The sequence below is a fragment of the Anaerolineales bacterium genome (assembly GCA_019637755.1).
Classification (GTDB): Bacteria; Chloroflexota; Anaerolineae; order Anaerolineales; family UBA11579; genus JAMCZK01.
The window spans coordinates 1-24,662 of sequence record JAHBVC010000002.1 but is presented as its reverse complement, the minus strand read 5'-3'; the positions used below and the strand labels follow the sequence as shown (position 1 = coordinate 24,662).

The following is a 24,662-nucleotide window of genomic DNA, read 5'->3' as shown; positions in this document are numbered from 1 at the left end:
CCCACGCGAGCATCTTCCCGGCAGCCTGAGTTGCGCGGCTTTGTCCTACAATTGTCCCAAAAAATTGGTGAGCTTTCACACTGGCTGCCCGGCGCCTAAAGGTAGATAAGGGGGGACTTGCCTGTGCAGGCATGATGTGCCCAAAGAAAGAGGAGAGTTATGCGTAAATTAAGTGTTTTGGTTGCAGCCCTGGTTGTTTTGGCTCTGCTGGCCAGCCCCGTAGGCATGCTGGCGGCATTTGCCCACGGCCATATTGAAGCCGGTGACTATGAGATCGTGGTGGGGTGGGACATAGAGCCCGCTTATCAGGGCGATGTCAATGGCATTGAACTGAGCATCACCAACTCGGTCACTGGGGAGCCGGTGGAAGGCGCCGAAGCGACCCTGCACCTGGAGCTGACCTATGGCAGCACCACCCGCGAGCTGCCGTTGGCGGCGCGCTGGGGCCAGCCGGGCGGCTACATTGCACATGCCTTGCCCACCGCCGCCGGTGACTATACCGTGCGTATCTATGGTGAGATCAATGGCACGCCGGTGGATGCCAGCATGACCAGCGGGCCGCACACCTTCAGCAGCATCAATGTCAAGTCCGATATCGCCTTCCCCGCCGCCGAGCCTAGCGTGGCTGAGCTGGCCGGCAAGCTGCAGACGGCGACCCTGTTGGGTGCGCTGGGCGCTGTCGCTGGTGTGGCCGGGCTGGTAGTAAGCTTAACCCGCGGCCAGGCCAAGCGCGGCAAATCCAAGTAAGCTGCGCGCCGCACATCAATTCAGAGCCTGGCCCGCGGGCCAGGCTCTTTGCTCATATTAAGGACGGGTTGCACATGAAGCGAGTTTTCATTGCCAGTGGGTTGGCATTGAGCGCGGCGGCGGCGCTGGTGTGGGGTGTGTGGGCACATGCCAGCATCCTCTCCTCGCAGCCCGCCAGCGGCGAGCTGTTGCAGGCCGCACCAGCGGAAATCATCCTGACCTTTACCGAAGAGATCGACCCTGCCTTCAGCCAAGTGCAGCTATTCAACTCTGCCAAGCAGCTGGTCAATCCCGGGCCGGGCAACGTGGATGCCAGTGCGCCGCGCGTGCTGCGCCTGCCGCTGGAGCCGCTGCCGCAGGACAGCTACACGGCGGTGTGGCGCGTGCGCTCCAATGCCGATGGCCACGTGACCGAAGGCGCCATTCCGTTTGGGGTGGGCGTGGACGCCGAGCTGGATGAGTTGACCCCGCCGCCGGGCTTCGTCGATCCGGCGCTGCGCTTTCCGCCGCTGTTGGAAAGCAGCGTGCGTTGGCTCAATTTTGTGGGCCTGGCGCTGGCCTATGGCGGCGTGGTGTTTTGGCTGTTGGTCGTGCAACCCTTGGCGGCCAGCCTGGGCCAGCCGCTGGTGGCCGGGGTGGCGCGGAGCATTCGCCGCAGCACGCTGGCCGGCAGCGGGCTGCTGCTGCTGGCTACGCTTGGCCTGCTGGCGGTGCAGGCGCTCAACATCGCCGGCGCAGACTTGTGGGTGACGCTGGCCGGCATCAGCAGCGGCTACATCGGCCGCCTGTGGTGGGCACGCTCCGCGCTGGCCCTGGCCAGCGGCGTGCTGGCCTGGCGAGCCTTGCCCGCGGCCGCGCCGCGCACATGGCGCTTGCTCGCCGGGCTGGGGGGCTTGGCCGTGCTCACTGTCAGTCTCACCGCGCACGCTGCGGCCCTGCGGCCACTGGCGCCCCTGGCCATCGTGGCCGATTGGCTGCATGTGGCCGCCACGGTGAGCTGGTTAGGTGGCCTGCTGCCCTTGCTGGACGCGGTTGTGCGCAGCCGCCAGGCGTCACGAGCGCGCATGGCGGTATTGGTGCCGCGTTTCTCGCGCCTGGCGATCGCTGCCGTGGTGCTGCTGGCGCTCACCGGCCTGCTCAGCTATTGGCTGCACATTGGGCAGCTCTGGCTGCTGCCGACTACCAGCTACGGCCGTGCCCTGATTGCGAAGACCGTGCTGTTCGCTGGCTTGCTAGGGCTGGGGGCGATCAACCTGCGCATCCTTACGCCGCGCTTACGCAAACATGCCGCGCCGGCCCTCAGCGCCTTTGGCCGCACCATCCGCACTGAGTTGCTGCTGGGCCTGTTGGTGTTGCTGCTGGTGGGGGCGATGACCAGCATCGCACCCAGCCAGGCAGCCTGGGCGGCCCACGCCCAAGCCTACGCGCGCGTGCAAGTGCACGAATACGCCGGGGATGAGGTGCGCCTGACCGTCTACATTGCCCCGGCACAGGTGGGCGTGAACCAGTTCACGGTAGATGTAAACGACGCGCGCCGCAACCCGCAGCAGCTGCCCAGTGAGGTGTTGCTGCGCTTTTCTCAGCCGGGCTCCAGCCTGGGCATTATCGAGGCGCAGGCCGCGGCCGGCGATGCGCCTGGGCGCTACGCCGTGACTGGAAATTACTTGAGCCTGCCGGGGAGTTGGCAGGTGGAGGTGATCTTGCGCCGCGGCGGCGCCAATGATGTCAGCACGCGCTTTATCTTGCCGCTGAAGCCGTAAAACAAAAAAAGGCCCTTGCAGATGCAAGGGCCTTTGTCTTCGCCGATATTCAGTCTACGCAGGTTGGTAGGCTTCCAGCGTCAGGCATTTGACCCCGCCACCGGACTTTGTGAATTCGCTCATCTCCAGCGCATGGGTTTGGAAACCAGCGGCATGCAAAGCGGCCTGCAGCCGCGGGGCATGCGGCGTGCTCATGATCACCTGATCACCCAGCACGATGGAGTTGCAGGCCAGCAGCTCGGCTTCCTCGGCGGCCACCTCGATCAGCGTCACCCCCAGGCTGCGCAGGCGCTCCAGGCTGGCGGCGCCGATGGCGGCAGGCGCGTAGGCGAGGGTAGTGGCATTCAGTGGGCACAGCACGGTATCTACATGGAAATGGGGCGCCAGTACTTCGATCGGCAGCACCTCTACGTTGAGGATGCGCTCGAGGTGGGCGTGTGCTTGCTTATCACTGCGCACCCCATACCCGGCGAATATGCGCCCGTTCCAGTAGACCGCATCCCCGTTGCCTTCAAAGAGCACATCCTCGGGCAGGCGGTGGATGGTGTAGCCACGCTCAGCGAAGCGCGCTACCTGGGGCTCCACCTCGCCGGCGCGCTCGGCGTGCCGGAAGCGGCTGGCGATGGCTTGCGTGCCATACAGAAAGATCGAATCGCCGGTGAACACCGAATCAGGCCATCCCGGCATCGGATCGAGCACTTCTACCGCCACGCCCTGCGCTTGATACAACTGGTAAAGCGCATCCCACTGCTGTTGCGCCAGGGGGCGGTCAACCGCATTGCTGGGGTCCATCCAGTGGTTAATGCTGTAGGTGATCTCAAACTGGCTAGGGCGGGTGAGGTAAAAGCGACGTGGCGGGGTATTGGGCATCAGGTTTCCAGTGAGTGAGATGAATCAGCCACCGCATACGCGGTGGCTGGATAGGATAAGTTTACATTACTTCTGGAGCAACAATCCCCAGCAGCGCCAAACCATTACGCATCGCCTGGCGCGCCGCCGCCACCAGGGCCAGGCGGAAGCTACGCTGCGGCTCCTCGGTTTGCAGCACCGGGCACTGATTGTAGAAATCATTGAAGCCCTTGGCCAGCTCGTAGGTGAGGTTGGTGATGTGCAGTGTCTTGTGCTCGTTGGCGGCGCGCTGGATCGCATCCGGCAGGCGCGAGATCAGCTCGATCAGCTCGATCTCGCTCGGCTCCAGTGCGTGCTGCGGCGGTTGTTGCGCACTCGCGGCGCCTTCGGCGGCGGCCTTGCGCAAAATGCTGTTAGCGCGCACGCAGGCGTATTGGATATACGGGGCGGCCTGGCCGTTGAAATCCAGCGCGGCTTCCCAATCGAAGGTGGCGATCTTGGTGGTCTCGCGGGCCAGCATCGGGTACTTGATCGCCGCCAGGCCCACCTGCTGGGCTACGCTCAGGCGCGTGGCCTCATCCAACTCCGGGTTCTTCTCGGCCACGATGGCCGCGGCGCGCTGAGTGGCCTGCTCGATCAGCTCCTCCAGCAGCACCACGACGCCCTCGCGTGAGGAGATGATCACGTTCCCCGGCAGATTGACGATCTCGTAGGGCAGGTGCAGCACCTTTTGCATCAGCGCCTCGTGCCCGGCCAGCTCCAGGGTCTTGAACACCTGGGTGAAGTGCAGGCTTTGGCGTACATCGACGACATAGATCGACTGGTCGAGGGCGTAGTCAATAAATTTCTGCAGCGCCAGTGCCAGATCCCAGGCGCCGTAGAGAGAGGTGCCGTCTGAGCGTTGCAGCACCAGCACGCGATACTTCTCCTGCAGCCCCAGCAACTCATCCAGCTTGACGACTACGGTGCCGCCTTCGGCGCGCTCGTCTACCGCGATCTGGCGCGCGATCAGCTCATCAATGATCGGCTTGCACAGCCGCTCCATCTCGCTCTCAAAGTAGATGCGGTCAAAGTGAATGCCCATCTGCGCGTAGATCTCGTTGAAGCCATCCAGCGACCATTGGCGCGTCTGCAGCCACAGGTCGTAGACGGTTTTGTCTTCGGCTTCCCACTGGGAGAACAGCGTGCGGATCTCAGCCTCGCCGTTGGGGTCGGCTTCCAGCTCGCGGCTGGATTCGGAGTAGAGATCGCCCATCCAGCGCGTCACGTCCTTGACGGGCGGTTGCTCGCCGGCGTGGCGCCGGGTGTAGTTCCACATCCACTTCATTACGTCTTTGCCATAATCGCCAATATAGTTGGCGCGCACCATCTCGTAGCCGGCGGCTTCGAGGATGTTGCTCAACGCCGCACCGAGGATCATGTTGCGCAGGTGGCCGACGTGGAAGGCTTTGTGGGTATTGGGTTGCGAGAACTCGAGCATCACGCGCTGCTGCTTGGGTTCGCCCCAGCCGTAGCGCTCCGCTTGGCTGAGCACGTTGGTCAGCACGCGCCCGGCAAATTCGGCGGTGTCGAAATACAGGTTCAGGTAGCCCTTCACGGCTTCCACGCGCGTGAAGCCGGGCAGGCTGGCGAGTTCGGCAGCCAGTTGCTCGGCCAGCTGCGTGGCGCGCTGCGGCACGTTGATCTTCTGGCCGGATTGCTTGGCTTCCTGCGAAGCCAGTTGGAACAGCGAGGTGGCAATGCCCCATTCCCCTGCGAAGGGGATCTGGCTCCAGCTCAGCGTGGGGGCGGGCAAGCTGGCGGCGCGGCAAAATTCGAGGATGCGCGCCTCAGCGGCGGCCTTTTCAGCAGTGAACATAGGGCGTGATTATACGGCAGGTGAGGGGGCTGCGCCGCCTGGCAACAAAATAGGCCTGCGTGAGCAGGCCTATTGGGTGGCAGGTGTAAGCAGGTTACTTGCCGGTTTCCAACGCGTGCAGCTTGCTCATCAAGTTACCTTTGCGGCGAGCGGCATTGTTGGCGTGGATGATGCTCTTCTTGGCGGCCTTGTCCAGGGCGACCACAGCCACCTTGGTGGCTTCCTTGGCCTGCTCTACATCGCCCGCGGCGATGGCGGCATTGGCCTTGCGCACAAACGTATTGGCCGAGCTGCGATAAACACGATTCTGCAGACGGCGCTTCTCGTTCTGCCGGTTGCGCTTGATGGCAGATTTAATGTTTGCCAAAGTAATTCCTCCGAATCCTATATGAAAGCGGAGGGATTTTACATGATTGGCGCGGCTTTGTCCAGAGCCTGGTGAGCGGTGAGGAGGGAGCAGTGCATGAGCAATTCTCACCCGTTTGGGAGGAGTGGGTGGTTTACCCTTTGGGTTCCCTGTTCCCTGTTCCTGTTCCCTGTTCCCTGTTCCCTGTTCACTGATCACTGATCACTGATCACTGCTCCCTTATTCCTGATTACTCGTTCCCCCTGTTTACTAATCACCGTTCCCTGCTCACTCGCTTTTCCCACCCCTGATAAAATGAAAGTAATGACATTTAAAGCAGGTTACGTATCCGTTTTGGGCCGCCCCAATGTGGGCAAATCCACCTTGATGAATGCCCTGTTGGGGCAAAAGGTGGCGGCCGTATCTTCCAAGCCGCAAACCACGCGGCGCAACCAACTGGGCATCTTGACCACCGAAAAGGCCCAGATGATCTTTGTTGATACCCCTGGCGTGCACCAGCGCCGCAGCAAGTTGGGCGATTTTATGAACGCCGATGCTTTCTACGCCCTCGATGATGGCGATGTCTTGCTGTTCCTGGTGGATGCTTCCACCCCGCCCACCGAGGAGGATCGCGGCCTGGCGGAACGCCTGGCGGCGCGCCAGCGCCAGCAGCCGCTGCTCTTGGCGCTGAACAAGATCGACCTGGTGAGCGATGAGGAGACGCGCAGCGCACGCCGTGAGCAGTATGGCGCGCTGGCCAGCGCAGTCCAGCTGCTGGAGTTCTCGGCCAGTAGCGGCGCCGGCCTGCCCGAGCTGCTGCAAACGCTGGAAGCCTTGCTGCCCGCGGGCGATCCCTTCTACCCGCCGGACCAAATTACCGATTTTTGGGAGCGCCAGATCGCCGCCGACCTAATCCGCGAGGCGGCGTTGCAATCGCTGCGCGATGAAGTGCCCCACGGCATCGCTGTGCGCATCGACGAGTACCTCGAACGCGGCGAGCAGGGCGCCAAGATCGAGGCCACCCTGTTCGTAGAGCGCGACTCGCATAAGGGCATCGTAGTGGGCGAGGGCGGGCGCATGATCAAGAAAATTGGCCAGGCGGCGCGTGAAGAGATCGAGAAAATGAGCGCACGTAACGTGTTTTTGGAGTTGCGCGTGAAAGTAAACGAAGGCTGGCGTGATGATGAGCTGCAGTTGGAGCGCATGGGCTACGCCCGGAGGAAAGACTGATGGTGTGGTCGGGATTGCTTGTGCTTGCTGTGGTAGCGATTGCGGTTGGCGCCTGGGCGGCTGGCCGCCTGGAAGACGAAGCTGAACGCCGCGGCCTGGCGCATGCCGCCGCGCTAACGCTGTACTTGCTGCTGGCGCTGTGGATCGTGGGCCAGGCTGGCGTGCGCACCTTCACCGGTTCGGAAAGCCGCTACCTGGGCAACTTTGTGGTGGCGCTGCTGGTGCTGGCGGCGGGCGAGTTGCTGGCAGGCTGGGGCAGCCTGGCCTGGGCGGCGCGTGCCCCAGCGGCCACGGCGATCGCCGCGGTGCTCCTGGCGCTGGGCTTCAAGATCTTCGAGTTGCATCCCTATGCCCCGGTGCCAGCGCTGATTTTGGTAGTCCTGGTGCTGGCGGTGATGGTGCAAGCCAGCCGCCGCTTGGCACAGGCCAAGCGCGGGCGTAGCAAGCCCAGTGCCAGCCAGGTGCAATGGCGCACGCTGTACATCAGTGCGATCGGCATGCTGGTGTATGCGGCATTGTATAAGCTCATCGAGCGCGGCTGGCCGATGGCCAGCGCGTATGCGGCGGCCGGCGGCAGCCTGTTGTTTGCGTTGGCCCAGTTGTGGTGGGCACGCCAGGTATTGCTGCGCCAGGAGCACGCACCCGCCTGGCTGCGCCGCCTGACCCTGCAGGCGGGCGTGCTGCTGATGGTGGTGGGCGCGTTCTTTGTGTATCAGGGATTTATTTAGCGTTTTGCGTTTTTTTATTTACAGTTCTGCACGGGTGACGTATTGGCTTTGGTAGCCGGTTTGCTGGCCTAGGAAGAGCTTGAGTTGCGCGGCGTGCTCTTGCAGATGGCGCAGGTTATAAAGCTGTAGTTCGCCGTAGCTAGGCTCACCCCAGGGGAAGCTGCACACGCGGGCGGCCTGCTCCGGCGTCAGGTTCAGCACGATGTCCTTGCACTTCTGGCGGCAGATGGCCAGATAATCGAGCAGCGCTTGTTTCGAGAGTACCGCGGGCAGAGTTTCGTGTGGCTGCATCTCCACCAATGGGTACGGCGCGGGCGGGGCGAAGCCTTCTTCTGTGCCAAACAGGTGAATATCCAGCCAGAAGATGGCGTGATAGCCCAGATACCAAAAGGTCGAGAAGCCCTTGGCCATCCATTGGTCGGGGTGGTCGTTCCACAGCCTGGCCTGCCACAGTTCCGCAGGGCAATCGGCAATCACTAGAGCCAGCTCGTCGATCGCTGCACCGTATTGGCGCCACAGCGCTTCGTTACTCAGGCTCATAGCAGCTCCACGCCTGCTAACTGCTCCATCACGCCTACTATGGCGGAGTTATCCAGGTCTTGCATGCCCAGCGCCATCATGGCGTTGAAAAGTTGTGTGTTGGCAGCGGTGGCGGGCAGCGGCATGCCCAACTCCTTGGCGGTTTCCATCACGATGCCCAGATCCTTCACCTGCATATAGGCTTTGAAGCCTGGCTGGCGCTTGCCCTCGAAGAGCAGCTGCGGCTTATTGTCCAGCGTCCAGCATTGGGCGGCGCCGCCGCGGATGGCGGCCACCACCTTCTGCGCGTCCACCTCGGCTTTGCGAGCCAGGATCAGCAGCTCGGCCATGACCGCCATTTGCGCCGCCACCATCATCTGGTTGCAGCACTTGGCTACCTGGCCCGCCCCCGGCCCGCCGATGTGCGTGATCGCCTTACTAAAGGCTGCCAGGGCCGGTCGGGCCGTTTCCAGCGCGGCGGCGTCACCGCCCACCATGGTGGTCAGCGTGCCGTTCTGCGCGCCAATCTGGCCGCCGCTCACCGGCGCATCGAGGAAGTGCATGCCGCGCGCGGCCAGCGCCGCGGCCAGGTGCCGCGCCGTGGCCGGTTTGATCGTCGAGTGGTCGATCACGATCAGGCCGGGCTGTGCGCCGGAGAGGATGCCATCTTCGCCTAACACGCAGCCTTCTACATCGGGCGAGTCAGGCAGGCAGGTCATGATGATCTCGGCGTGTTCGGCCACTTCTCTAGCCGAGCCGGCTTGGTGGGCGCCTTGGGCCACCAGCTCGTCGACGGCGGCCTGGCTGCGGTTGTGTACCCACAGCGGGAAGCCGGCCTTCAATAGATGGGCGGCCATCGGTTTGCCCATCAGGCCCAGACCGATAAAACCGAGGGTGGGGGAATTGCTCATATGCTGCTGCTCCTTGTGGCTGCGTTTGTGGGGCGAACTACCCTTGACAGGCTTGTTTGATAATAATATATTGTCATAACATTATGTACTCAGGAGGCTGCGGCCGGTAAGCATGGGCTTTGCGTACAAACCAATTCCATTTGATGATCTCACCGCCGTTAATCCTGTGGCTCCTGTGGCTGATCTCAAAACTTCGCTTACCGAGGCTGCCAATGCCCTGGCTGCCCAGCTTCCCACCGGCTTGTTGGTGCTGGACGGTATGCCTGGCGCCAATATCAACGGCCTGGTGGATGCCATTCGCCAAGCCGCACCTTCCGTTACCTTCCAAGACGTTTCCCAATTCTATCGCTCCCCACAAGACATCCGAAATCTGCTCGCCCCGTATCTGCCCATGGATCGCGAAACCGATCCGGAGCTGATCTTCGGCAGGCTGTTCGATCAGGGCTATGAGCCCTTCTTCGATAGCCAGGCGCTTGCCGCCTTCCTCGCCAGCGTGCCGGCGGATGCTAGCACGGTGCTCTTCGGCCTGGGCAGCGCAGCCGCCCAGCCGCGGCACGCGGCTGCCGCAATCGCCTTCGTTGACGTAACGCCCAAAGACGAAGCGTGGCGTGTATTCGCCGGCCAGTATCAGTGCCTGGGCAGCAACGGCGAATACGACATGGATACCACCGTGCGCCAGACCTATTTCATTGACAATGAGTTGGCCGTGGGTTTGCGTAAGCAACTGGTGCAGGGGGGGCTGATTGACCACTACCTGCTTGACTCTAGCCTCTCGTTCAGCCTGCTCAGCGGCCGCTCCCTGCAGGCGGTGTGTGAGCAGTTGCAAGCGCGCCCGCTGCGCGCCAAGCCCGTATATGTCGAGGGTGTGTGGGGCGGCCAGTTCCTGCAGCGCTACCGCAACGTGCCCAAAGACCTGGTAGACAAAGTAGCCTGGTCGTTTGAGCTCATTCATACCGAAGCCAGCTTGCTGGCGCAGAGTGGTGAGCACCTCATCGACATCCCCTTCCTTACCTTTATGGATGCGGTGGCGCAGGGCGTAATTGGCCCCAAGCTGCACGCCCGTTTTGGCAGTTACCTGCCCATCCGCTTCAACTACGATGATACATGGCACAGCAACGGCAATATGTCGGTGCAGTGCCATCCCAACGACGCCATGGCGCGTGAGCTGTATGGTGATTACGCCGCCCAGCACGAGGCCTATTACGTCGTGCTCACCGGGCACGGCGCGGCTACCTACTGCGGCTTCCGCTCGGATGCCGATCCGCACAAGTTCTTGGAGCTGGTGCGCCAGTCTGAGAAAGACAGCTCGCTGGTGGATTACCAGGCCTATGTGCATGCCATCCCATCCAACGTGGGCCGCCAAATCCTCCTGCCAGCGGGTACAGTCCACGCCTCTGGCCGCAACCAGCTGGTGTTGGAACTCGGCACGCTGACGATGAGCGCCTACACCTATAAGATGTATGACTACACGCGCATGGACATCACCGGCAAGCCCCGCCCGCTGCACACCAAGCTGGGTGAGCAGGCCTTGCGCTTTGAGCGCGATGAAAAGTGGGTGATGGAGAACATTGCCTTTGAGCCGCGTCCTTTTGCCACTGGCGAAGGCTGGCGTGAGCTGCTGGTAGGGCAGCACGAAGAGATCTTTTTCGAGACCCATCGCATCGAAATGGAAACCGGCAGCCGCTACCCGGGTGACAACCACGGCGATTTTTGCGTGCTCACCGTGGTAGACGGCGAGGCCGTTCGCGTCCAATCAGTAGCAGACCCCAGCAAAGGTTATGACGCCAAGTACCTGGATGTCATTCTGGTGCCCGCCAGCCTGGGCCGTTACGAAGTGATTGCACAAGGCAAGCAGCCGGTAGTGCTGCACAAGGCCTTTGTAAGAGAGGATAAGTAGCAGTATGTCTGAGAAACTGATCGCTCACGGTATTCACCATACCCATTGGGACCCGTATTGGTGGTTTAGCTCGCAAGAGTCGATGGTGGTGTTTGCCTACAACATGCGCGAGATGATGCGCGCCTTTGCTGATGGCCGCGTCAAAGATTTCTTCTTTGACGGACAAACCGTGGCGATTGACGAATATCTTCAGCTCCACCCTGAGGATACCGAAGAGGTGCGCGGCCTGGTGTCCAGTGGCAAGCTGGTCATTGGGCCGTTTGTGTCTCAGCTCGATACCTACATGAGCTCCGCTGAGTCGGTGGTTAACAACCTGCGCCTAGGCATCAAGAACGCCAAGAAGCTGGGCAAAGCCTCACGCATTGCCTATCTGGCAGACCCGTTCGGCGCCGCCAGCGACATGCCCAAGATCTACAACCAGTTCGGCATAAAAGAGTTCGTCTTCACCCGTGGGGTGGGCGATATCTACGGGCTCGGTAATGAGTTTTACTTCAAATCCAATGACGGCAGCCAGGTACTGTGCAATGTGCTGCTGTCTGGTTACGGCTACGGCGCCCACGCCTTCCGTGACGGCAAGCTGTTCACCAACGAGGCCGAGGACTACAACAAGATCGATGTCGCTAAGCTGATCGACCGCCTCGTAGAACGCAGCACGCTCAAGAACGAGTTCGTCTTCCCGCTGGGCTTTGACCAGAACCCAGTCATGCTGGACATTCCCGAGAAGATCAAGCACTACAACAGCATTCAAGACCGCATTGAATTCAAGTACACCACCTGGGCCGAGTATTTTGAGCATGTACGTAAGAACGGCAAAGACCTAAAGACACATGTGGGCGAGATCCTCTCGCCGCAATATCACCGCCTTCATATGAATGGCATGCACTCGGCGCGCTCGGACATCAAGACCCTGATTGACCGCGTAGAGCGCCGCATCTCCTACGAAGTGCAGCCCATGATGGCCATGCTGGATGCGGTGGGTATCCCTTACGACCAGGGCCTCATCGATGAGACCTGGTACAAGCTGGTCAATTGCCAGACCCACGGCTCCGCCACCCACGGTGATGAGACCAACAAAGCCATCAAAGACATGGCCACCATCTCGTACAACATCATGCGTGGCACGCGTGATTACTTGTGCCGTCTGCTGTCCTTCTCAGTAGATGACAGCCAGCTGCCCGGTATGGCGCTGGTGGTCATCAACAGCCTGCCGTGGAAGCGCGAGATGGTGCAGCGCCTCTCCATCGTGTCGCGCGGCCCCGGCTTCACTCTGGAGCTGGAGGGCAAGACCCTGCCGTACACCGTGCTGGAGCAGGTCAAGCACTATTGGGGCGTGGCACGCAAGAATCCGGCCGATATGAACGAAGACGTGTGGTTCTACCGCACAGAAATTGTTTGCAACCTGGGCGAGTTTGACGGTATCTCTTACAAGACCCTCTCCGTAGTGGAGCAGGGCGACCAGGCTCCCGAAGTGGTCGTCCCACAGAATCAGCACAGTATCGAGAATGAGTTCCTCAGCGTGAGCTGCGATGCTGAGGGCATCACCATCACTGACAAGCGCACCGGCCAGAGCGTGCAGCGTGCGCTGTTCCTGCAGGACGGCGGCGACGAAGGTGACAGCTACGATTACGACTATCCGGCCCCCGAAGACGAGTGGCTGGTGACGCGCGAAATCACCGCCGCCGACTTCAAGACCAGCACGCAGACTGGCTTGCACGCCGAGATGCTCTTCGAAGGCGAGATGGCCATCCCCAGCAATCTGGAGCAGCGCAAGCTGAAGGTAGCTGATCACACGCTGCCGTTCTGGGTGAAGCTCAGCCTGGATGACAGTGGCATCCTACGCGTGCGCGGCGAGGTGGTCAACAGCAGCGTAGACCACCGCCTGCGCATCGGCATTCGCACCCACAAAACCATCGAAACCTTCCATGCCGGGGCGCAGTACAGCCTCATTGAGCGCCCTTGTGTGCGCGAGGAAATGGCGATCTGGAAGGAACTGAAGTACTTCGAAGAGCCCAGCGCCACCGGCCCGCTGCTCAACCATGTCAGCACCCAGGACGAGCAGGGCGTGCTCACCGTCTTCACTCGCAGCCTCAAGGAATACGAATTCGTGGGTGAGGGCTTTGGTGACCTGATGCTCACCGTACTGCGTGCCATGGGCTACGTGGGCCTGCCCGACCGCCACCGCCGTCCAGGCCGCCCCAGCGGCATGCCGGAGCGCCTGCTGCCCGCGCCCACCCATCAAATGCAGGGGACGGTGGAGTTTGACTTTGGTATTGGCTTCTCGGCCACGCTGGATGGCAACAAGCTCTTCCGCGAGTACGCCATCTTCGCCGTAGACCCGATCTACAGCCAGAAGCAGAAGATCGATCCCACTTTCTTCCTGATCAGCTACTTCCCCATCAACCCGTGGGTACCGGCGCTGCCGGCGCACTTCAAGTTCGCCTCGATCGACTCAGATGCCAGCTTTGGCACACTGATCAAGTCTGACGGTGGCGAAGGCTACATCCTGCGCATGTTCAACGCCGAGGCCGCGCCGCAGCCCTCTGGTTCGCTCTCGCTGGGCGCTGGCCTGGCGCTGACTGGCAAGACCGACCTGGTGGAAGAGAACCACACTCCCATGCACACCCTCGCTGAGCAGTTTGCCGCGGGTGAACTACTCAACCTCGTCATCACCAAAACCGGAAAGGATGCATAGATGAAGAAACTCGTTGGCGTGGCCGCCTGCCCGGCAGGCATTGCCCATACCTACATTGCAGCCGAGACCCTGATCAAGTTTGCCAAGCAGCACGGCTACGACTTGAAGATGGAGACCAATGGGGCAGGGGGCGTGGAAAACCGCCTCACGGATGAAGACATCCAGGAAGCCGAAGCGATTGTGCTGGCCGTCGACACCATGGTGGAGATGGAACGCTTCCGTGGCAAGCCAATACTCACCGTGTCATCTTCTGACGCCATTCATCGTGGCGAGCAAGTGATCCAACAGATCGTAGACGGCAAAGCCGAAGTCTACAACCCCTAAGGAGGCGGTCGCACACAAATATCATCGAGGAGTCGTTGCGTTTGATTTTCGCTTGGCCAACCCGCTAGGGTTGGCCCCATAAGGAGAAAGACATGGATCGAAAAGCTATCTATCGCCATTTGATGTCGGGTGTCTCGTATTTCATCCCGTTCATCGTGGCTGGCGGCGTACTTATTTCGTTCGCCTTCCTGTTTGATGCGTCCAACTCGGGTGCGGCCAGCTTCGGCGCCAGCAACCCCGTCTCGGCCTGGCTGCTGACCGTCGGCGCCACCACCATCGGCATGATGCTGCCCATCCTGGGTGGCTACATTGCCTACTCCATCGCTGATCGCCCCGGCCTGCTGGCTGGTGTAGTGGTGGGTTTGCTGGCGCGTGATGGTGGCTCCGGCTTCCTGGGCACCATCGCCGGCGCCTTCCTGGCCGGCTGGCTGATCAACCTGCTCAAGAAAGCTACCAAGGGCCTGCCGCGCTCCTTTGAGGGTGCTAAGACCCTGATCATCTACCCGGTGGTCGGTACCATCCTGGTGGCCCTGGGCATGATCGCCATCAACGCTTTCGTGACCCCGCTCAACGGCGCCGTCAACGGCTTCCTGCAGAGCCTCAGCACTGGTAACGCCGCCCTGTTGGGCGCTGTCATTGGCGCCATGGCCGCTTTTGACGTCGGTGGCCCGGTCAACAAGGCTGCCTACCTCTTCTCGGTGGCTACCCTCACTGCCGCCGATGGCAGCGCCGTGCCTTCCGTGGCGATGGGTGCCATCGGCGCCGCTGCCTTCGCCATCAGCGGTGGCTGCGCCCTGGCCACCTTCCTGTTCCCCAAGAAGTTCTCGCCTGAGCTGCGTGACGCCGGCAAGCCGGCCGCCATCATGGGCCTGAGCTTCATCGCTGAAGGCGCCATTCCCTTCGTGATTGCTCATCCTAAGGTGGTGCTGCCTTCGATCATGATCGGCGCGGCGGTGGGCGGTGCGTTGGCGGGTATGTTTGGCATCACCCTCAGCGCTCCGATCGGTGGTATTTTCACCATCCCCTTGGTCAACAACATCCCTCTCTACCTCGTCTTTGGTGCTATTGGCACGATTGTGGCGGCGGTGATGATGGGCATGCTGTTGAAGGATCACCAAGAAGCCAAGTAGTTCGGTTTTACACTGGCCGTGCGCGATTCCCCTGGCGCATGGCCGGATGTGCACCTCCTCATTCTGGCTGGCTGGCAACCCCAGCCAGCCAGAACAGGCGCTGCGAGGATACTTGTATGGACACAATCATTAATGAACAGTTGATCGCCCTGGATGTAGCCCTGGCGGATAAGGCGGCGGTGATCGCCCAGGTGGCTGCCTTGCTGGATGCCGCCGGCCGGCTGAGTGACCCGGCGCGCTACATCGAGGATGTGTATGAACGTGAGGCGATGGTGCCTACGGGCATCGGCAACCTGATCGCCATTCCGCATGCACGTTCGGCGGGTGTGGCGCATTCGGGCCTGGTGTACCTGCGCCTGGCGGCCCCGGTGGCTTGGAACGAGGATGAGCAGGCGCGCTTGGTGTTCGGCATCGCCGTGCCCGAAGAGAATACGGATAACTTGCACCTCAAGATCCTCTCCTCGGTGGCCAAGAAATTGCTTGATGATAAAATCAGGCAGTTACTTGAAGAATCCTCCGCCAAACAAGCCATTCTGGATGCGTTGTTGGCCTAGCTATGGGGCTGTGGGGCATTCGCTTTCCATCATCTGATACGGGCCACATGCAGAATTCAAGCGCCAAACCATCCCTGCCAAAGTATCGCCAGATCGAAGAAGAGCTGCGCTATAAGATTCTGTTTGGGCACTGGAAGCCCGGGCACCAGATCCTGACTGAAATGGAGCTGTGCGAGCAATACCAGGTGAGCCGCATCACCATCCGCAAGGCGCTCAACGAGCTGGAGAACGCCGGCTACCTGGTGCGCCAGAGCGGCAAGGGTAGCTTTGTGACTGACTGGCAAGAGAACCTGGCAGAGCGCCCGGTGCTCAAAAGCTTCACTAATGAAATGCACGCCCTGGGCAAGAAGGCCACCACCGTGGATGTCGAGCTTGCTGAAACCAAGGCTGACAAGATCCTGGCGGGCATCCTCAACATCGCCGAAGGCGACCCGATCATTCAGCTTAAACGTGTGCGTGCCGTGGATGACGGCGTATTGATCGGCTATTCGATCAATACCTTTCCCTTTACGCGCGAATTTTCCACCAACCCGGCGGATTATTACCAATCCTTCTACGAGTACCTGGGCCAGTTTGGCATCTTCTTCACCTCCGCCCTGGATTACCTTGAAGCGATGCTGCCGCCACCCGAAGTGGCCGAGAAGCTGCGTATCGCGGCGTCGGAGCCGGTGCTCAAGAGCGTCAAGATCAGCCACAGCACAGACCGGCGCTTCACCGAATACAACATTTGCTACTACGTGGGCCGTGAGTACCGCTATTACGTCAAGTACTAACGCGGCTTGTTTCCCGATCCAACTAAAAGAATAGGAGGGTTCAGCATGAAATCGATCGAGCTGACCATTGAGAACGCGGTGGGCTTGCATGCACGCCCAGCCACCTTGTTCGTCAAAGCGGCCCAGAAGCACGCCGCTGAAATCACCGTCACCTACGAGGGGCGCACCGTCAGCGCCAAGAGCCTGCTGGCTTTGCTCACGCTGGCCGTGGGGCAGGGCGGGGTGATCCAGCTCTCGGCCGAGGGGGAGGGCGCCGAGGCGGCGCTGGCGGAATTGCAGGCGCTGGCGGCTAACAATTTTGGGGAGTAGTGCGTTAGGTAATGTGCTAGGCCGCACGCGTGAATGGGACTGGAATGGAAACAGTGCCGCTGCCCCGGGGAGGGTGCAGCGGCACTGTTTCCAGGCCGGTCTATAAGCCGCATTTTGTCCAGCCCGCAGAACGGGCTTGGATGATCATCTATCTGTGCAGCCTACCCGAGGCTCAAGTGCAGCGGGCCGCTGCTCACCTCTGTTTGGCCTTGCTCCCAGCGGGGGTTGCCTGGCCGCGGACATTGCTGCCGCGCCGGTGAGCTCTTACCTCACCATTTCACCCTGGCCGCTTGCGCGGTGGTGTATTTCTGTGGCCCGATCCGGCAGGTTTCCCCGCCCCGGGATTTCCCCGGCGCCATGCCCTATGGAGTGCGGACTTTCCTCGAGCCCCCCGAAGGGAACCCGCGATCATCCGACCAACCTGGAAGCGGTATGATACAGCACGCTAGCCGGGGGAGTCAAATGCCAGTGAGCCAGCTTACTTCTTCCTTAAATACGCTTGACATCTTTAGACCGCATGCTCTATAATCACCTGTCGCAAACTGGCCGCCCTTTGTGAAATTGAGAGCGGCTGGTCTTTTTTTCGTTGTACACCCTTTTAGGAGGCGCTGAATGGCGCAAGCTCTTCCCACCAAAACGTACTCCCGTCTGTCCACGCAGTTGACCCTGCCTGACCTCATCGAGGTGCAGCTCAGCTCGTTCCGCCGTCTCAAGTCGGATGGCTTGGGCGACCTCTTCCATGAGATTTCGCCAATTGAATCCTACAACAAGGGTATGCGCTTGTATTTCCCCAGCCGCACGCCCGAAGCCAAGCAGTGGGATTTGAAGTATTGGTTTGAAGACCCCAAATTCTCCATCGAAGAGTGCATCGAGCGCGATCTTACCTATGCCAGCCCGCTGTACATCTCCGTGCTGCTGGCCGGGCCGGATGTGCCCGAGCCGATCAAGCAAGATATCTTCCTGGGTGACTTCCCTGAGATGACCGAGAAGGGCACCTTCATCATCAACGGTACCGAGCGCGTGGTGGTTTCGCAACTGATCCGCTCGCCGGGTGTGTACTTCGAAGCCCCACTGGACCGCGCCACCAACCGCCCGCAGGCCACCGCCAAGCTGATCCCTGACCGCGGCGCCTGGATGGAGTTCGAGACGCGCAAGGCTGACTACCTGACCCTGAAGTTCAACCGCAAGCGCACCGTGCCCATCACGGTGCTGTTGCGCGCCCTGTGCGCCGTGGATGACGGCAACCGCACCTCGCCGCTCAAGCATGGCACCGACGAAGAGATCATGGCGCTGTTCGCCGATATCGATACCAACCCGGACCGCCAGTTCATTCAGGCCACCCTGAATCAGGAGCCGGAGTGGGACACCAACAATGGCAAGCTCACCATCGCCCAAGCGGCGCTGATCGAATTCTTCAAGCGCATGCGCCCCGGTGACCCGGCCACCTTGGATAACGCTACCGAATTCCTCGAGACCCAGCTGTTCGACCAGCGCCACTATGACCTGGAGCGCGTGGGCCGCTACAAGCTCAATCAGAAGTTGGGCCAGAAGGACCGCGTGGCGCTGGATCACCGCACCATGACCAAGTGGGACTTGGTGAACCTCACCCGGCGCATGATCCTGATCAACAATGGCGTGGAGCACGCCGATGATATTGACCACCTCGGCAACCGCCGCCTCAAGACGGTGGGTGAGCTGATCCAAAACAAGCTGCGCGTGGGTATGCGCCGCATGGAGCGCGTGATCAAAGAGCGCATGTCCATCCGTGACCAGGAACAGCTCTCGCCGATCACGCTGATCAACATCCGCCCGATGGTGGCCGCACTGCGTGAGTTCTACGGCTCCAGCCAGCTCTCGCAGTTCATGGATCAAACCAACCCGCTGTCCGAGCTGCGCCACAAGCGCCGCGTCTCGGCGCTCGGCCCTGGCGGTCTGCGCCGTGAGCGTGCCGGCTTCGATGTGCGTGACGTGCATCACTCGCACTACGGCCGCATCTGCCCGATCGAGACCCCCGAAGGCCCGAACATCGGCCTGATCGGTAACCTGGCCTCCTTCGCCCGCGTGAACGACTATGGCTTCGTGGAGACCCCGTACCGCAAGGTGACCGGGGCGCTGCCGCCGGACGACAAGCGCCTGGTGGGCCGCAAGCTGCGCGAGGACCTGGTGGACCCCAAGAACGAGAAGGTGGTTGCCAAAGAAGGCACGCGCATCGATGACAAGCTGGCCAAGGAAATTGCCAAGCTGGGTGTGGAAGAAGTGCTGGTGGTGCCTTACGTCACCGATGAAGTGCACTTCCTCTCGGCTGATGATGAAGACCGCTACTACATCGCGCAAGCCAGCGCGCTGCTGAACGAAGAGGGTGAGTTTGTGCGCCAGCGTGCTTCGTGCCGCTATGGCTCCAGCTTCCTGTTCGCCAGTGCTGAAGATATTGAATACATGGATGTTGCCCCGCACCAGGTGGTGGGCATCAGTGCTGCGCTGATCCCGTTTCTGGAGCACGACGACGCCAACCGCGCCCTGATGGGTTCGAACATGATGTCGCAAGCCGTGCCGCTGCTGGTGCCCGAAGTGCCGTTGGTCTCCACCGGTATGGAGAGCCACGCCGCCAAAGACTCTGGCCAGGTCATCCAGGCCGAAGAGGACGGCGAAGTCGTCTCCGTGAGCGGTGATGAAGTCACCATCAAGGGCAGCAAGAGCAAGAAGGATCGCACCTACAAGCTGCGCAAATACCAGCGCTCGAACCAGAGCACCTGCATTGACCAGCGCCCGGCCGTCGTCAAGGGCCAGCGCGTCAAGAAGGGCGATGTCATCGCTGACTCCTCCTCCACGGTGGATGGTTTGCTGGCCCTGGGCCAGAACGCGGTGGTGGCCTTCCTCTCCTGGGAGGGTGGCAACTTTGAAGACGCCATCCTGATCAGCGAGAAGATGGTGCAAGACGATCGCTTTACCTCGATCCACATCGAGAAGTATGAGCTCGAGGCGCGCGACACCAAGCTCGGCCCTGAGGAGATCACTCGCGACATCCCCAACGTGGGCGAAGAAGCGGTGAAGGACCTCGACGAGTACGGCATCGTGCGCATCGGCGCCGAAGTTGGCCCCAACGACATCCTGGTGGGCAAGATCACGCCCAAGGGTGAGAAGGAACTCACGCCCGAAGAGCGCCTGTTGCGCGCCATCTTCGGCGAGAAATCGCGTGACGTCAAAGACACCTCGCTGCGTATGCCGCACGGTGAGCGCGGCAAGGTGGTGGACGTACAGGTCTTCTCCCGCGAGGACAACATTGAACTCTCCGCCGGGGTAGAGAAGATGGTGCGCGTCTCCGTGGCGCAGCGCCGCAAGATCACCGCCGGCGACAAAATGTCTGGCCGCCACGGCAACAAGGGTGTGGTGTCCAAGGTGGTGCCGGTGGAGGATATGCCCTTCCTTGAAGACGGCACCCCGGTCGACGTCATCCTCAACCCGCTGGGTGTGCCTGGCCGTATGAACATCGGCCAGATCTTGGAAACCCACTTGGGCTGGGCGGCCAAGCGCCTCGGCTTCCGCGCCCTGGTGCCCGTCTTCGACGGTGCCAGCGAGTACGAGATCGAAGCCGAGCTGGCGCGTGCCTGGCTGATGGATCAAGCCTGGAAGGAAACTGGCGAGAAGGCCTGGGCCTGGCTGGCAGAACAAGACAGCGCCTACGATGCCGAATCGCTGGAAGATGATAATGAAGTGCGCAACCTGTATCTGGAGCAGTGGTTGGGCAAGGAGTACAGCATGAGCCGCGTGGCGCAGGATATGACCTATGCGCGCCAATCCACTGTGCGCGAATGGCTGAAGGACAAGGGCTACAACGCCGATGACCTGCTGGCCTTTGAGCATGCGGATATCTCGCTGCCGGTACGCAAAGAGCGCGGCCAGAAGGCCACCAACGCCTGTGCGCGCCTGTGGCTGATCAGCCTCGGTGAGGATGATCCCGGCAAGAATGCCGACGACGAAACCCTGCGCATGCTGGCGCAGCGCGCCATGGTCAAGCACCACAAGCCCATCCCCTACCTGGGCAAGCAGGCCCTGCGCGATGGCAAGACTGGCCAGCAGTATGACCAGCCGGTCACCGTGGGCGTGATGAACATGCTCAAGCTGCATCACCTGGTGGAAGACAAGGTGCATGCCCGCTCCACCGGCCCGTACAGCCTGGTCACCCAGCAGCCGCTGGGCGGTAAGGCGCAGTTCGGTGGCCAGCGCTTCGGTGAAATGGAAGTGTGGGCGCTGGAAGCCTATGGCGCCTCCTACACCCTGCAGGAGATGCTCACCGTCAAATCCGACGATGTTGTCGGCCGCGTCAAGACCTACGAATCGATCGTCAAGGGTGAGCCCATCGAAGAGCCCGGCATTCCGGCTTCCTTCCGCGTGTTGGTGAAAGAGCTGCAGTCCCTGGGCCTTTCGGTGGAAGCGGAAACCGAAGACGGCGTGGTCAAGTTCGGCAAGGAAGAGCAGCGTGCTCGCCCGCCGCGTCTCGGCACAGGCTTGCTGGGGCTGGGTGAGGACCTCAAGAAGACACCTTGACGGCTAAAAAGAGCACGGTTAGAATCCATCCTCGCGTACAACTGGAAATGGGCGTAGTGCCCACGGCTGAACGCGAAAACTGAATACCCCGCAGCACAGCTGCGGAACCGAGCCAAGTAATACAACGAGGCCATCCGCTGCATCAGGTGGCCTCGTACTCTGTGGGCGGGCTGCACAAGCCCGCCCACGGAGCCAGGCGGAGAACATGCTCCGCCGCTGGCGACCTTCACCAGGAACGGGGAGGGTGCGCTGGTGGTCGCCCCGGCAGATCGTAGCAGTCTGGCGCGGGCAACCCCACAACGGAATACTGCTGGGCTGCGGCCCACAATCACAGCGAGGGTGAGAGCTTGCTGTGCAGGCAACACAAGCATGGTGCGGCGGGAAACCACCGCCGCGGCAAAACGCAAGCGCGTTTTTGCCGACAAGTAGAAAACGGAGAAAGATAGTGCCGACAATCAATCAGTTAGTTCGCAAGGGCCGCAAGACCAAGCGCGGCAAAACCAAGGCGCCTGCGCTGCAGTATGTGTTGAACACCTACAAGCAGCGCCGTATCCGCCAGGCTAAGGGTGCGCCGCAGAAGCGTGGTGTTTGCACCGTCGTGCGCACCATGACCCCCAAGAAACCGAATTCGGCCTTGCGCAAGATTGCCCGTGTGCGTCTGAGCAATGGTATGGAAGTGACCGCCTACATCCCGGGTGAGGGCCACACGCTGCAAGAGCACTCCGTAGTGCTGGTGCGTGGCGGCCGTGTGAAGGACCTGCCGGGTGTGCGCTATCACATCGTGCGCGGTACGCTGGATACCACCGGCGTGAATGACCGCAAGCAAGCCCGTTCAAAATATGGCAGCAAGCGGCCTAAGGCCGCCTAAGCAGCTCACCTTGGTGAGCTTGCCGCAGTTAATGGAGATGTAAGTACATGGCACGACGCAGACGCCCAGACAAACGAGTCAGCACCCCCGATGTGCGCTACAAGAGCACCGAGGTGCAGGCTTTTATCAATCGCATGATGCTGGATGGCAAGAAGAGCACGGCCACGCGCCTGATCTACGATGCCTTCGACATGATCGAGGCCAAGACCAAGCAAAACCCGCTGGAAGTCTTTCAGACCGCGTTGAAGAACGTTGGCCCCAGCATGGAAGTGCGCCCCCGCCGTGTGGGTGGCGCCACCTACCAGGTGCCGATGGAAGTGAGCAGCTCGCGCGCCTTCGCGCTGGCCGCCCGCTGGATCGTAGCCTCAGCCCGCGCCCGCGGCGGCAAATCCTTTGCCGAGAAGCTGGCCGGTGAGTTGAGCGAAGCCGCGCAGGGGCAGGGGGCCTCGGTGCGCAAGAAAGAAGAAACCCACAAGATGGCAGAGGCCAACCGCGCCTTCTCCCATTACCGTGTTTAGTTGGAGCTTTTAGACCAGAATGGCTAATTACCCACTTGAGAAGTTTAGAAACATAGGCATTATTGCCCACATTGACGCCGGGAAGACGACCACTACCGAGCGTATCTTGTTCTACACCGGCAAGACCCACCGCCTGGGTGATGTAGACGAGGGCAACACCGTTACCGACTGGATGGAACAAGAGCGCGAGCGCGGCATCACGATTGTGTCTGCCGCAGTGACCGCCGAGTGGAAAGGCCATCTGATCAACGTTATTGACACCCCGGGCCACATTGACTTCACTGCCGAAGTGCAGCGCTCGCTGCGCGTGCTTGACGGCGGTATCGTGGTCTTTGACGCCGTGATGGGTGTCGAGCCGCAGTCTGAAACCGTATGGCGCCAGGCTGACCGCTACGAAGTGCCGCGCATCTGCTTCATCAATAAGATGGACCGCATCGGCGCCTCCTTCGAACGCAGTGTCGAGAGCATCCGCACCCGTTTGGGGGCCAACCCGATCCCGATGCAGTTGCCGATCGGCGCCGAATCCGGCTTCCAGGGCGTGGTGGACCTGCTGACGATGCGCTCGATCGTGTGGTCAGACGATGGCAGCAAGCCGGTGGAAGGCGAAGTACCGGCTGACCTGTTGGCCGCGGCCACCCAGCAGCGCGAGCAGATGGTGGAAGCCATCGCCGAAACCGATGACGATCTGACTGTCAAGTACCTCGATGGCCAGGAGATCTCGATCGATGAGCTCAAGGCAGCCCTGCGCCGTGCCATCATTGCCGGCAAGGCCAACGCAATCTTCTGCGGCTCTTCTTTGAAGAACCGTGGTGTGCAAGCGGTGCTGGATGCGGTAGTGGACTACCTGCCTTCGCCGCTGGACATTCCGGCGGTCAAGGGGATTGACCCGCGCACCGAGCAGCCCGTGGAGCGCCACGCGCGCAACGACGAGCCCGCCTCGGCGCTGGTGTTCAAGATCGTGGCTGACCCGTACGTCGGCCGCCTGGCGTATTTCCGCGTGTACTCCGGCAAGATCGAGAAGGGTGGCTCGGTATACAACCCGGTCAAGCGCCAACGCGAGCGCATCGGCCGCTTGATCCGTATGTATGCTGACCGCCGCGAAGAAGTAGACGTCATCGAAGCGGGTGACATCGGCGCCGTATTGGGCCTGAAGAACTCCATCACCGGTGACACGCTGTGTGATGAGAACAAGCAGATCGTGCTCGAAGCGATCAGCTTCCCCGAGCCGGTGATCTCGATCGCCGTGGAACCCAAAACCGCGGTTGACCAGGACAAGATGGCTGAAGCCTTGCATCGCCTGGCCGAAGAGGATCCCACCTTCCGCGTCAAGTCTGACCCGGAGACAGCCCAAACCGTCATCTCCGGCATGGGCGAGCTCCACCTGGAGATCCTGGTGGATCGCATGATGCGTGAGTATGGCGTGCAGGCCAACGTCGGCCGCCCACGCGTCGCCTACCGCGAAACCATCACGCGCAAAGTCAAGAAGGCCGAAATGCGCTACGCCAAGCAGTCCGGTGGTCGTGGTCAGTACGGTCACGTCGTCTTCGAGATGGTTCCCGATGAGCCCGGCAAGGGCGTAAGCTTCGAGAACAAGATCGTCGGTGGCGCTATTCCTAAGGAATACATCCCCGCCGTGCAAAAGGGCGTGATGGAAGCCTCCGAGTCGGGCACCGTAGGTGGCTACCCGGTGGTTGACGTCAAGGTCACCCTGTACGACGGTTCGTTCCACGAAGTCGACTCGAATGAAATGGCGTTCAAGATGGCTGCCTCGATGGCCTTCAAAGAAGGTATGCGTCTCGGCAAGGCCGTTTTGATGGAGCCGATCATGAAGGTGGAAGTGACCGTGCCCGAAGAGTTCCTGGGTGACATCGTGGGCCAGCTGAGCGCTCGCCGCGGTGAGATCCAGGGTATGGACCATCGCCCCGGTGGGGTGCAGGCTATCCGTGCCATGATGCCGCTTTCGGAAATGTTCGGTTACGCCACCGAGTTGCGCTCGGCCACCAAGGGCCGTGGCGCCTTCACGATGGAATTCGATCACTACACGCAGGTCTCGGAGAAGCTGGCCGAAGAGCTGATCAAAGCCAACTAGAACTTATACAGATAG

Annotated in this window: 20 protein-coding genes and 1 other RNA gene; 15 read left to right on the top strand and 6 right to left on the bottom strand. The window is 61.1% G+C overall.

Annotated elements, in window-relative coordinates:
* The first annotated feature begins 159 nt into the window (after positions 1-159).
* Together KF821_07855 and KF821_07850 are read left to right on the top strand one after the other, a co-directional pair.
* Positions 160-747 (top strand): hypothetical protein, encoded by a 588-nt coding sequence (locus tag KF821_07855; GenBank protein ID MBX3005722.1) that lies wholly within the window; start codon positions 160-162, stop codon positions 745-747.
* Between the two features lie 74 nt (positions 748-821).
* Complete coding sequence (locus KF821_07850) at positions 822-2,507, top strand: copper resistance protein CopC/CopD (GenBank protein ID MBX3005721.1); 1,686 nt, start codon at positions 822-824, stop codon at positions 2,505-2,507.
* Between the two features lie 54 nt (positions 2,508-2,561).
* Here KF821_07850 and KF821_07845 read toward each other — a convergent pair whose 3' ends face one another.
* The 3 genes from KF821_07845 to rpsT form a co-directional block, all read right to left on the bottom strand.
* A complete protein-coding gene (locus KF821_07845; GenBank protein MBX3005720.1) occupies positions 2,562-3,377 on the bottom strand; it encodes a hypothetical protein in 816 nt (271 codons plus the stop codon).
* Positions 3,378-3,438: 61 nt separating this feature from the next.
* Positions 3,439-5,214, bottom strand: coding sequence for an arginine--tRNA ligase (gene argS, locus KF821_07840; GenBank protein ID MBX3005719.1), 1,776 nt, complete (start codon positions 5,212-5,214; stop codon positions 3,439-3,441).
* Positions 5,215-5,308: 94 nt separating this feature from the next.
* A complete protein-coding gene (gene rpsT, locus KF821_07835; protein ID MBX3005718.1) occupies positions 5,309-5,581 on the bottom strand; it encodes a 30S ribosomal protein S20 in 273 nt (90 codons plus the stop codon).
* 294 nt (positions 5,582-5,875) lie between these two features.
* Between rpsT and era the strand changes: the two genes are divergently transcribed.
* Together era and KF821_07825 are read left to right on the top strand one after the other, a co-directional pair.
* Positions 5,876-6,790 (top strand): GTPase Era, encoded by a 915-nt coding sequence (gene era / locus KF821_07830; protein ID MBX3005717.1) that lies wholly within the window; start codon positions 5,876-5,878, stop codon positions 6,788-6,790.
* Positions 6,790-7,518: a hypothetical protein gene (locus KF821_07825; GenBank protein MBX3005716.1), complete on the top strand. Its 729-nt coding sequence runs from the start codon at positions 6,790-6,792 to the stop codon at positions 7,516-7,518. Before era ends, KF821_07825 begins: the two co-directional genes overlap by 1 nt.
* 18 nt (positions 7,519-7,536) lie before the next feature.
* Here KF821_07825 and KF821_07820 read toward each other — a convergent pair whose 3' ends face one another.
* Both KF821_07820 and KF821_07815 read right to left on the bottom strand, forming a co-directional pair.
* The gene (locus KF821_07820) at positions 7,537-8,058 is read right to left on the bottom strand and encodes a DinB family protein (protein ID MBX3005715.1); all 522 of its coding nucleotides are present in this window, start codon (positions 8,056-8,058) and stop codon (positions 7,537-7,539) included.
* Entirely contained in the window at positions 8,055-8,948 is an 894-nt protein-coding gene (locus tag KF821_07815) for an NAD-binding protein (protein MBX3005714.1), read from the bottom strand. Before KF821_07815 ends, KF821_07820 begins: the two co-directional genes overlap by 4 nt.
* 175 nt (positions 8,949-9,123) lie before the next feature.
* Between KF821_07815 and KF821_07810 the strand changes: the two genes are divergently transcribed.
* The 7 genes from KF821_07810 to KF821_07780 all read left to right on the top strand — a co-directional run bounded on the left by KF821_07810 (position 9,124) and on the right by KF821_07780 (position 16,627).
* Entirely contained in the window at positions 9,124-10,845 is a 1,722-nt protein-coding gene (locus tag KF821_07810; protein MBX3005713.1) for a class I mannose-6-phosphate isomerase, read from the top strand.
* Positions 10,846-10,849: 4 nt separating this feature from the next.
* Entirely contained in the window at positions 10,850-13,537 is a 2,688-nt protein-coding gene (locus KF821_07805) for a hypothetical protein (protein ID MBX3005712.1), read from the top strand.
* Positions 13,538-13,861, top strand: coding sequence for a PTS fructose transporter subunit IIB (locus tag KF821_07800; protein ID MBX3005711.1), 324 nt, complete (start codon positions 13,538-13,540; stop codon positions 13,859-13,861).
* A gap of 92 nt (positions 13,862-13,953) precedes the next feature.
* On the top strand, positions 13,954-14,991 hold the full coding sequence (locus tag KF821_07795; GenBank protein MBX3005710.1) for a PTS fructose transporter subunit IIC: 1,038 nt from the start codon (positions 13,954-13,956) through the stop codon (positions 14,989-14,991).
* A 116-nt stretch (positions 14,992-15,107) separates the two neighbouring features.
* Positions 15,108-15,545, top strand: a complete 438-nt coding sequence (locus tag KF821_07790; protein MBX3005709.1) for a fructose PTS transporter subunit IIA — start codon at positions 15,108-15,110, stop codon at positions 15,543-15,545.
* A gap of 47 nt (positions 15,546-15,592) precedes the next feature.
* Positions 15,593-16,318 carry a GntR family transcriptional regulator gene (locus KF821_07785; GenBank protein ID MBX3005708.1) on the top strand — a complete coding sequence of 242 codons (726 nt, stop codon included), beginning with the start codon at positions 15,593-15,595 and terminating at the stop codon, positions 16,316-16,318.
* A gap of 45 nt (positions 16,319-16,363) precedes the next feature.
* Positions 16,364-16,627, top strand: coding sequence for an HPr family phosphocarrier protein (locus KF821_07780; protein MBX3005707.1), 264 nt, complete (start codon positions 16,364-16,366; stop codon positions 16,625-16,627).
* 87 nt (positions 16,628-16,714) lie between these two features.
* Here KF821_07780 and rnpB read toward each other — a convergent pair.
* Positions 16,715-17,051: RNase P RNA component class A (rnpB, locus tag KF821_07775), an RNA gene on the bottom strand.
* Between the two features lie 188 nt (positions 17,052-17,239).
* Here rnpB and KF821_07770 point away from each other — a divergent pair.
* From KF821_07770 to fusA, 4 genes are all read left to right on the top strand, one after another.
* Positions 17,240-21,172 (top strand): DNA-directed RNA polymerase subunit beta, encoded by a 3,933-nt coding sequence (locus KF821_07770; GenBank protein ID MBX3005706.1) that lies wholly within the window; start codon positions 17,240-17,242, stop codon positions 21,170-21,172.
* 445 nt (positions 21,173-21,617) lie between these two features.
* Positions 21,618-22,040, top strand: coding sequence for a 30S ribosomal protein S12 (rpsL, locus tag KF821_07765; protein MBX3005705.1), 423 nt, complete (start codon positions 21,618-21,620; stop codon positions 22,038-22,040).
* Between the two features lie 47 nt (positions 22,041-22,087).
* Positions 22,088-22,558, top strand: a complete 471-nt coding sequence (gene rpsG, locus KF821_07760; GenBank protein ID MBX3005704.1) for a 30S ribosomal protein S7 — start codon at positions 22,088-22,090, stop codon at positions 22,556-22,558.
* 19 nt (positions 22,559-22,577) lie between these two features.
* Positions 22,578-24,647, top strand: a complete 2,070-nt coding sequence (fusA, locus tag KF821_07755) for an elongation factor G (protein ID MBX3005703.1) — start codon at positions 22,578-22,580, stop codon at positions 24,645-24,647.
* Positions 24,648-24,662 lie beyond the last annotated feature (15 nt).

Excerpts from the sequence above, each read along its gene's own strand:
- KF821_07855 (MBX3005722.1), top strand. The coding sequence starts at position 160 with ATGCGTAAATTAAGTGTTTTGGTTGCAGCCCTGGTTGTTTTGGCTCTG.
- KF821_07805 (MBX3005712.1), top strand. The coding sequence starts at position 10,850 with ATGTCTGAGAAACTGATCGCTCACGGTATTCACCATACCCATTGGGAC.
- fusA (MBX3005703.1), top strand. The coding sequence starts at position 22,578 with ATGGCTAATTACCCACTTGAGAAGTTTAGAAACATAGGCATTATTGCC.
- KF821_07825 (MBX3005716.1), top strand. The coding sequence starts at position 6,790 with ATGGTGTGGTCGGGATTGCTTGTGCTTGCTGTGGTAGCGATTGCGGTT.
- KF821_07845 (MBX3005720.1), bottom strand. The coding sequence starts at position 3,377 with ATGCCCAATACCCCGCCACGTCGCTTTTACCTCACCCGCCCTAGCCAG.
- KF821_07820 (MBX3005715.1), bottom strand. The coding sequence starts at position 8,058 with ATGAGCCTGAGTAACGAAGCGCTGTGGCGCCAATACGGTGCAGCGATC.
- argS (MBX3005719.1), bottom strand. The coding sequence starts at position 5,214 with ATGTTCACTGCTGAAAAGGCCGCCGCTGAGGCGCGCATCCTCGAATTT.
- KF821_07815 (MBX3005714.1), bottom strand. The coding sequence starts at position 8,948 with ATGAGCAATTCCCCCACCCTCGGTTTTATCGGTCTGGGCCTGATGGGC.
- rpsG (MBX3005704.1), top strand. The coding sequence starts at position 22,088 with ATGGCACGACGCAGACGCCCAGACAAACGAGTCAGCACCCCCGATGTG.
- KF821_07780 (MBX3005707.1), top strand. The coding sequence starts at position 16,364 with ATGAAATCGATCGAGCTGACCATTGAGAACGCGGTGGGCTTGCATGCA.
- KF821_07850 (MBX3005721.1), top strand. The coding sequence starts at position 822 with ATGAAGCGAGTTTTCATTGCCAGTGGGTTGGCATTGAGCGCGGCGGCG.
- era (MBX3005717.1), top strand. The coding sequence starts at position 5,876 with ATGAAAGTAATGACATTTAAAGCAGGTTACGTATCCGTTTTGGGCCGC.
- KF821_07770 (MBX3005706.1), top strand. The coding sequence starts at position 17,240 with ATGGCGCAAGCTCTTCCCACCAAAACGTACTCCCGTCTGTCCACGCAG.
- KF821_07800 (MBX3005711.1), top strand. The coding sequence starts at position 13,538 with ATGAAGAAACTCGTTGGCGTGGCCGCCTGCCCGGCAGGCATTGCCCAT.
- KF821_07785 (MBX3005708.1), top strand. The coding sequence starts at position 15,593 with ATGCAGAATTCAAGCGCCAAACCATCCCTGCCAAAGTATCGCCAGATC.
- KF821_07790 (MBX3005709.1), top strand. The coding sequence starts at position 15,108 with ATGGACACAATCATTAATGAACAGTTGATCGCCCTGGATGTAGCCCTG.
- KF821_07795 (MBX3005710.1), top strand. The coding sequence starts at position 13,954 with ATGGATCGAAAAGCTATCTATCGCCATTTGATGTCGGGTGTCTCGTAT.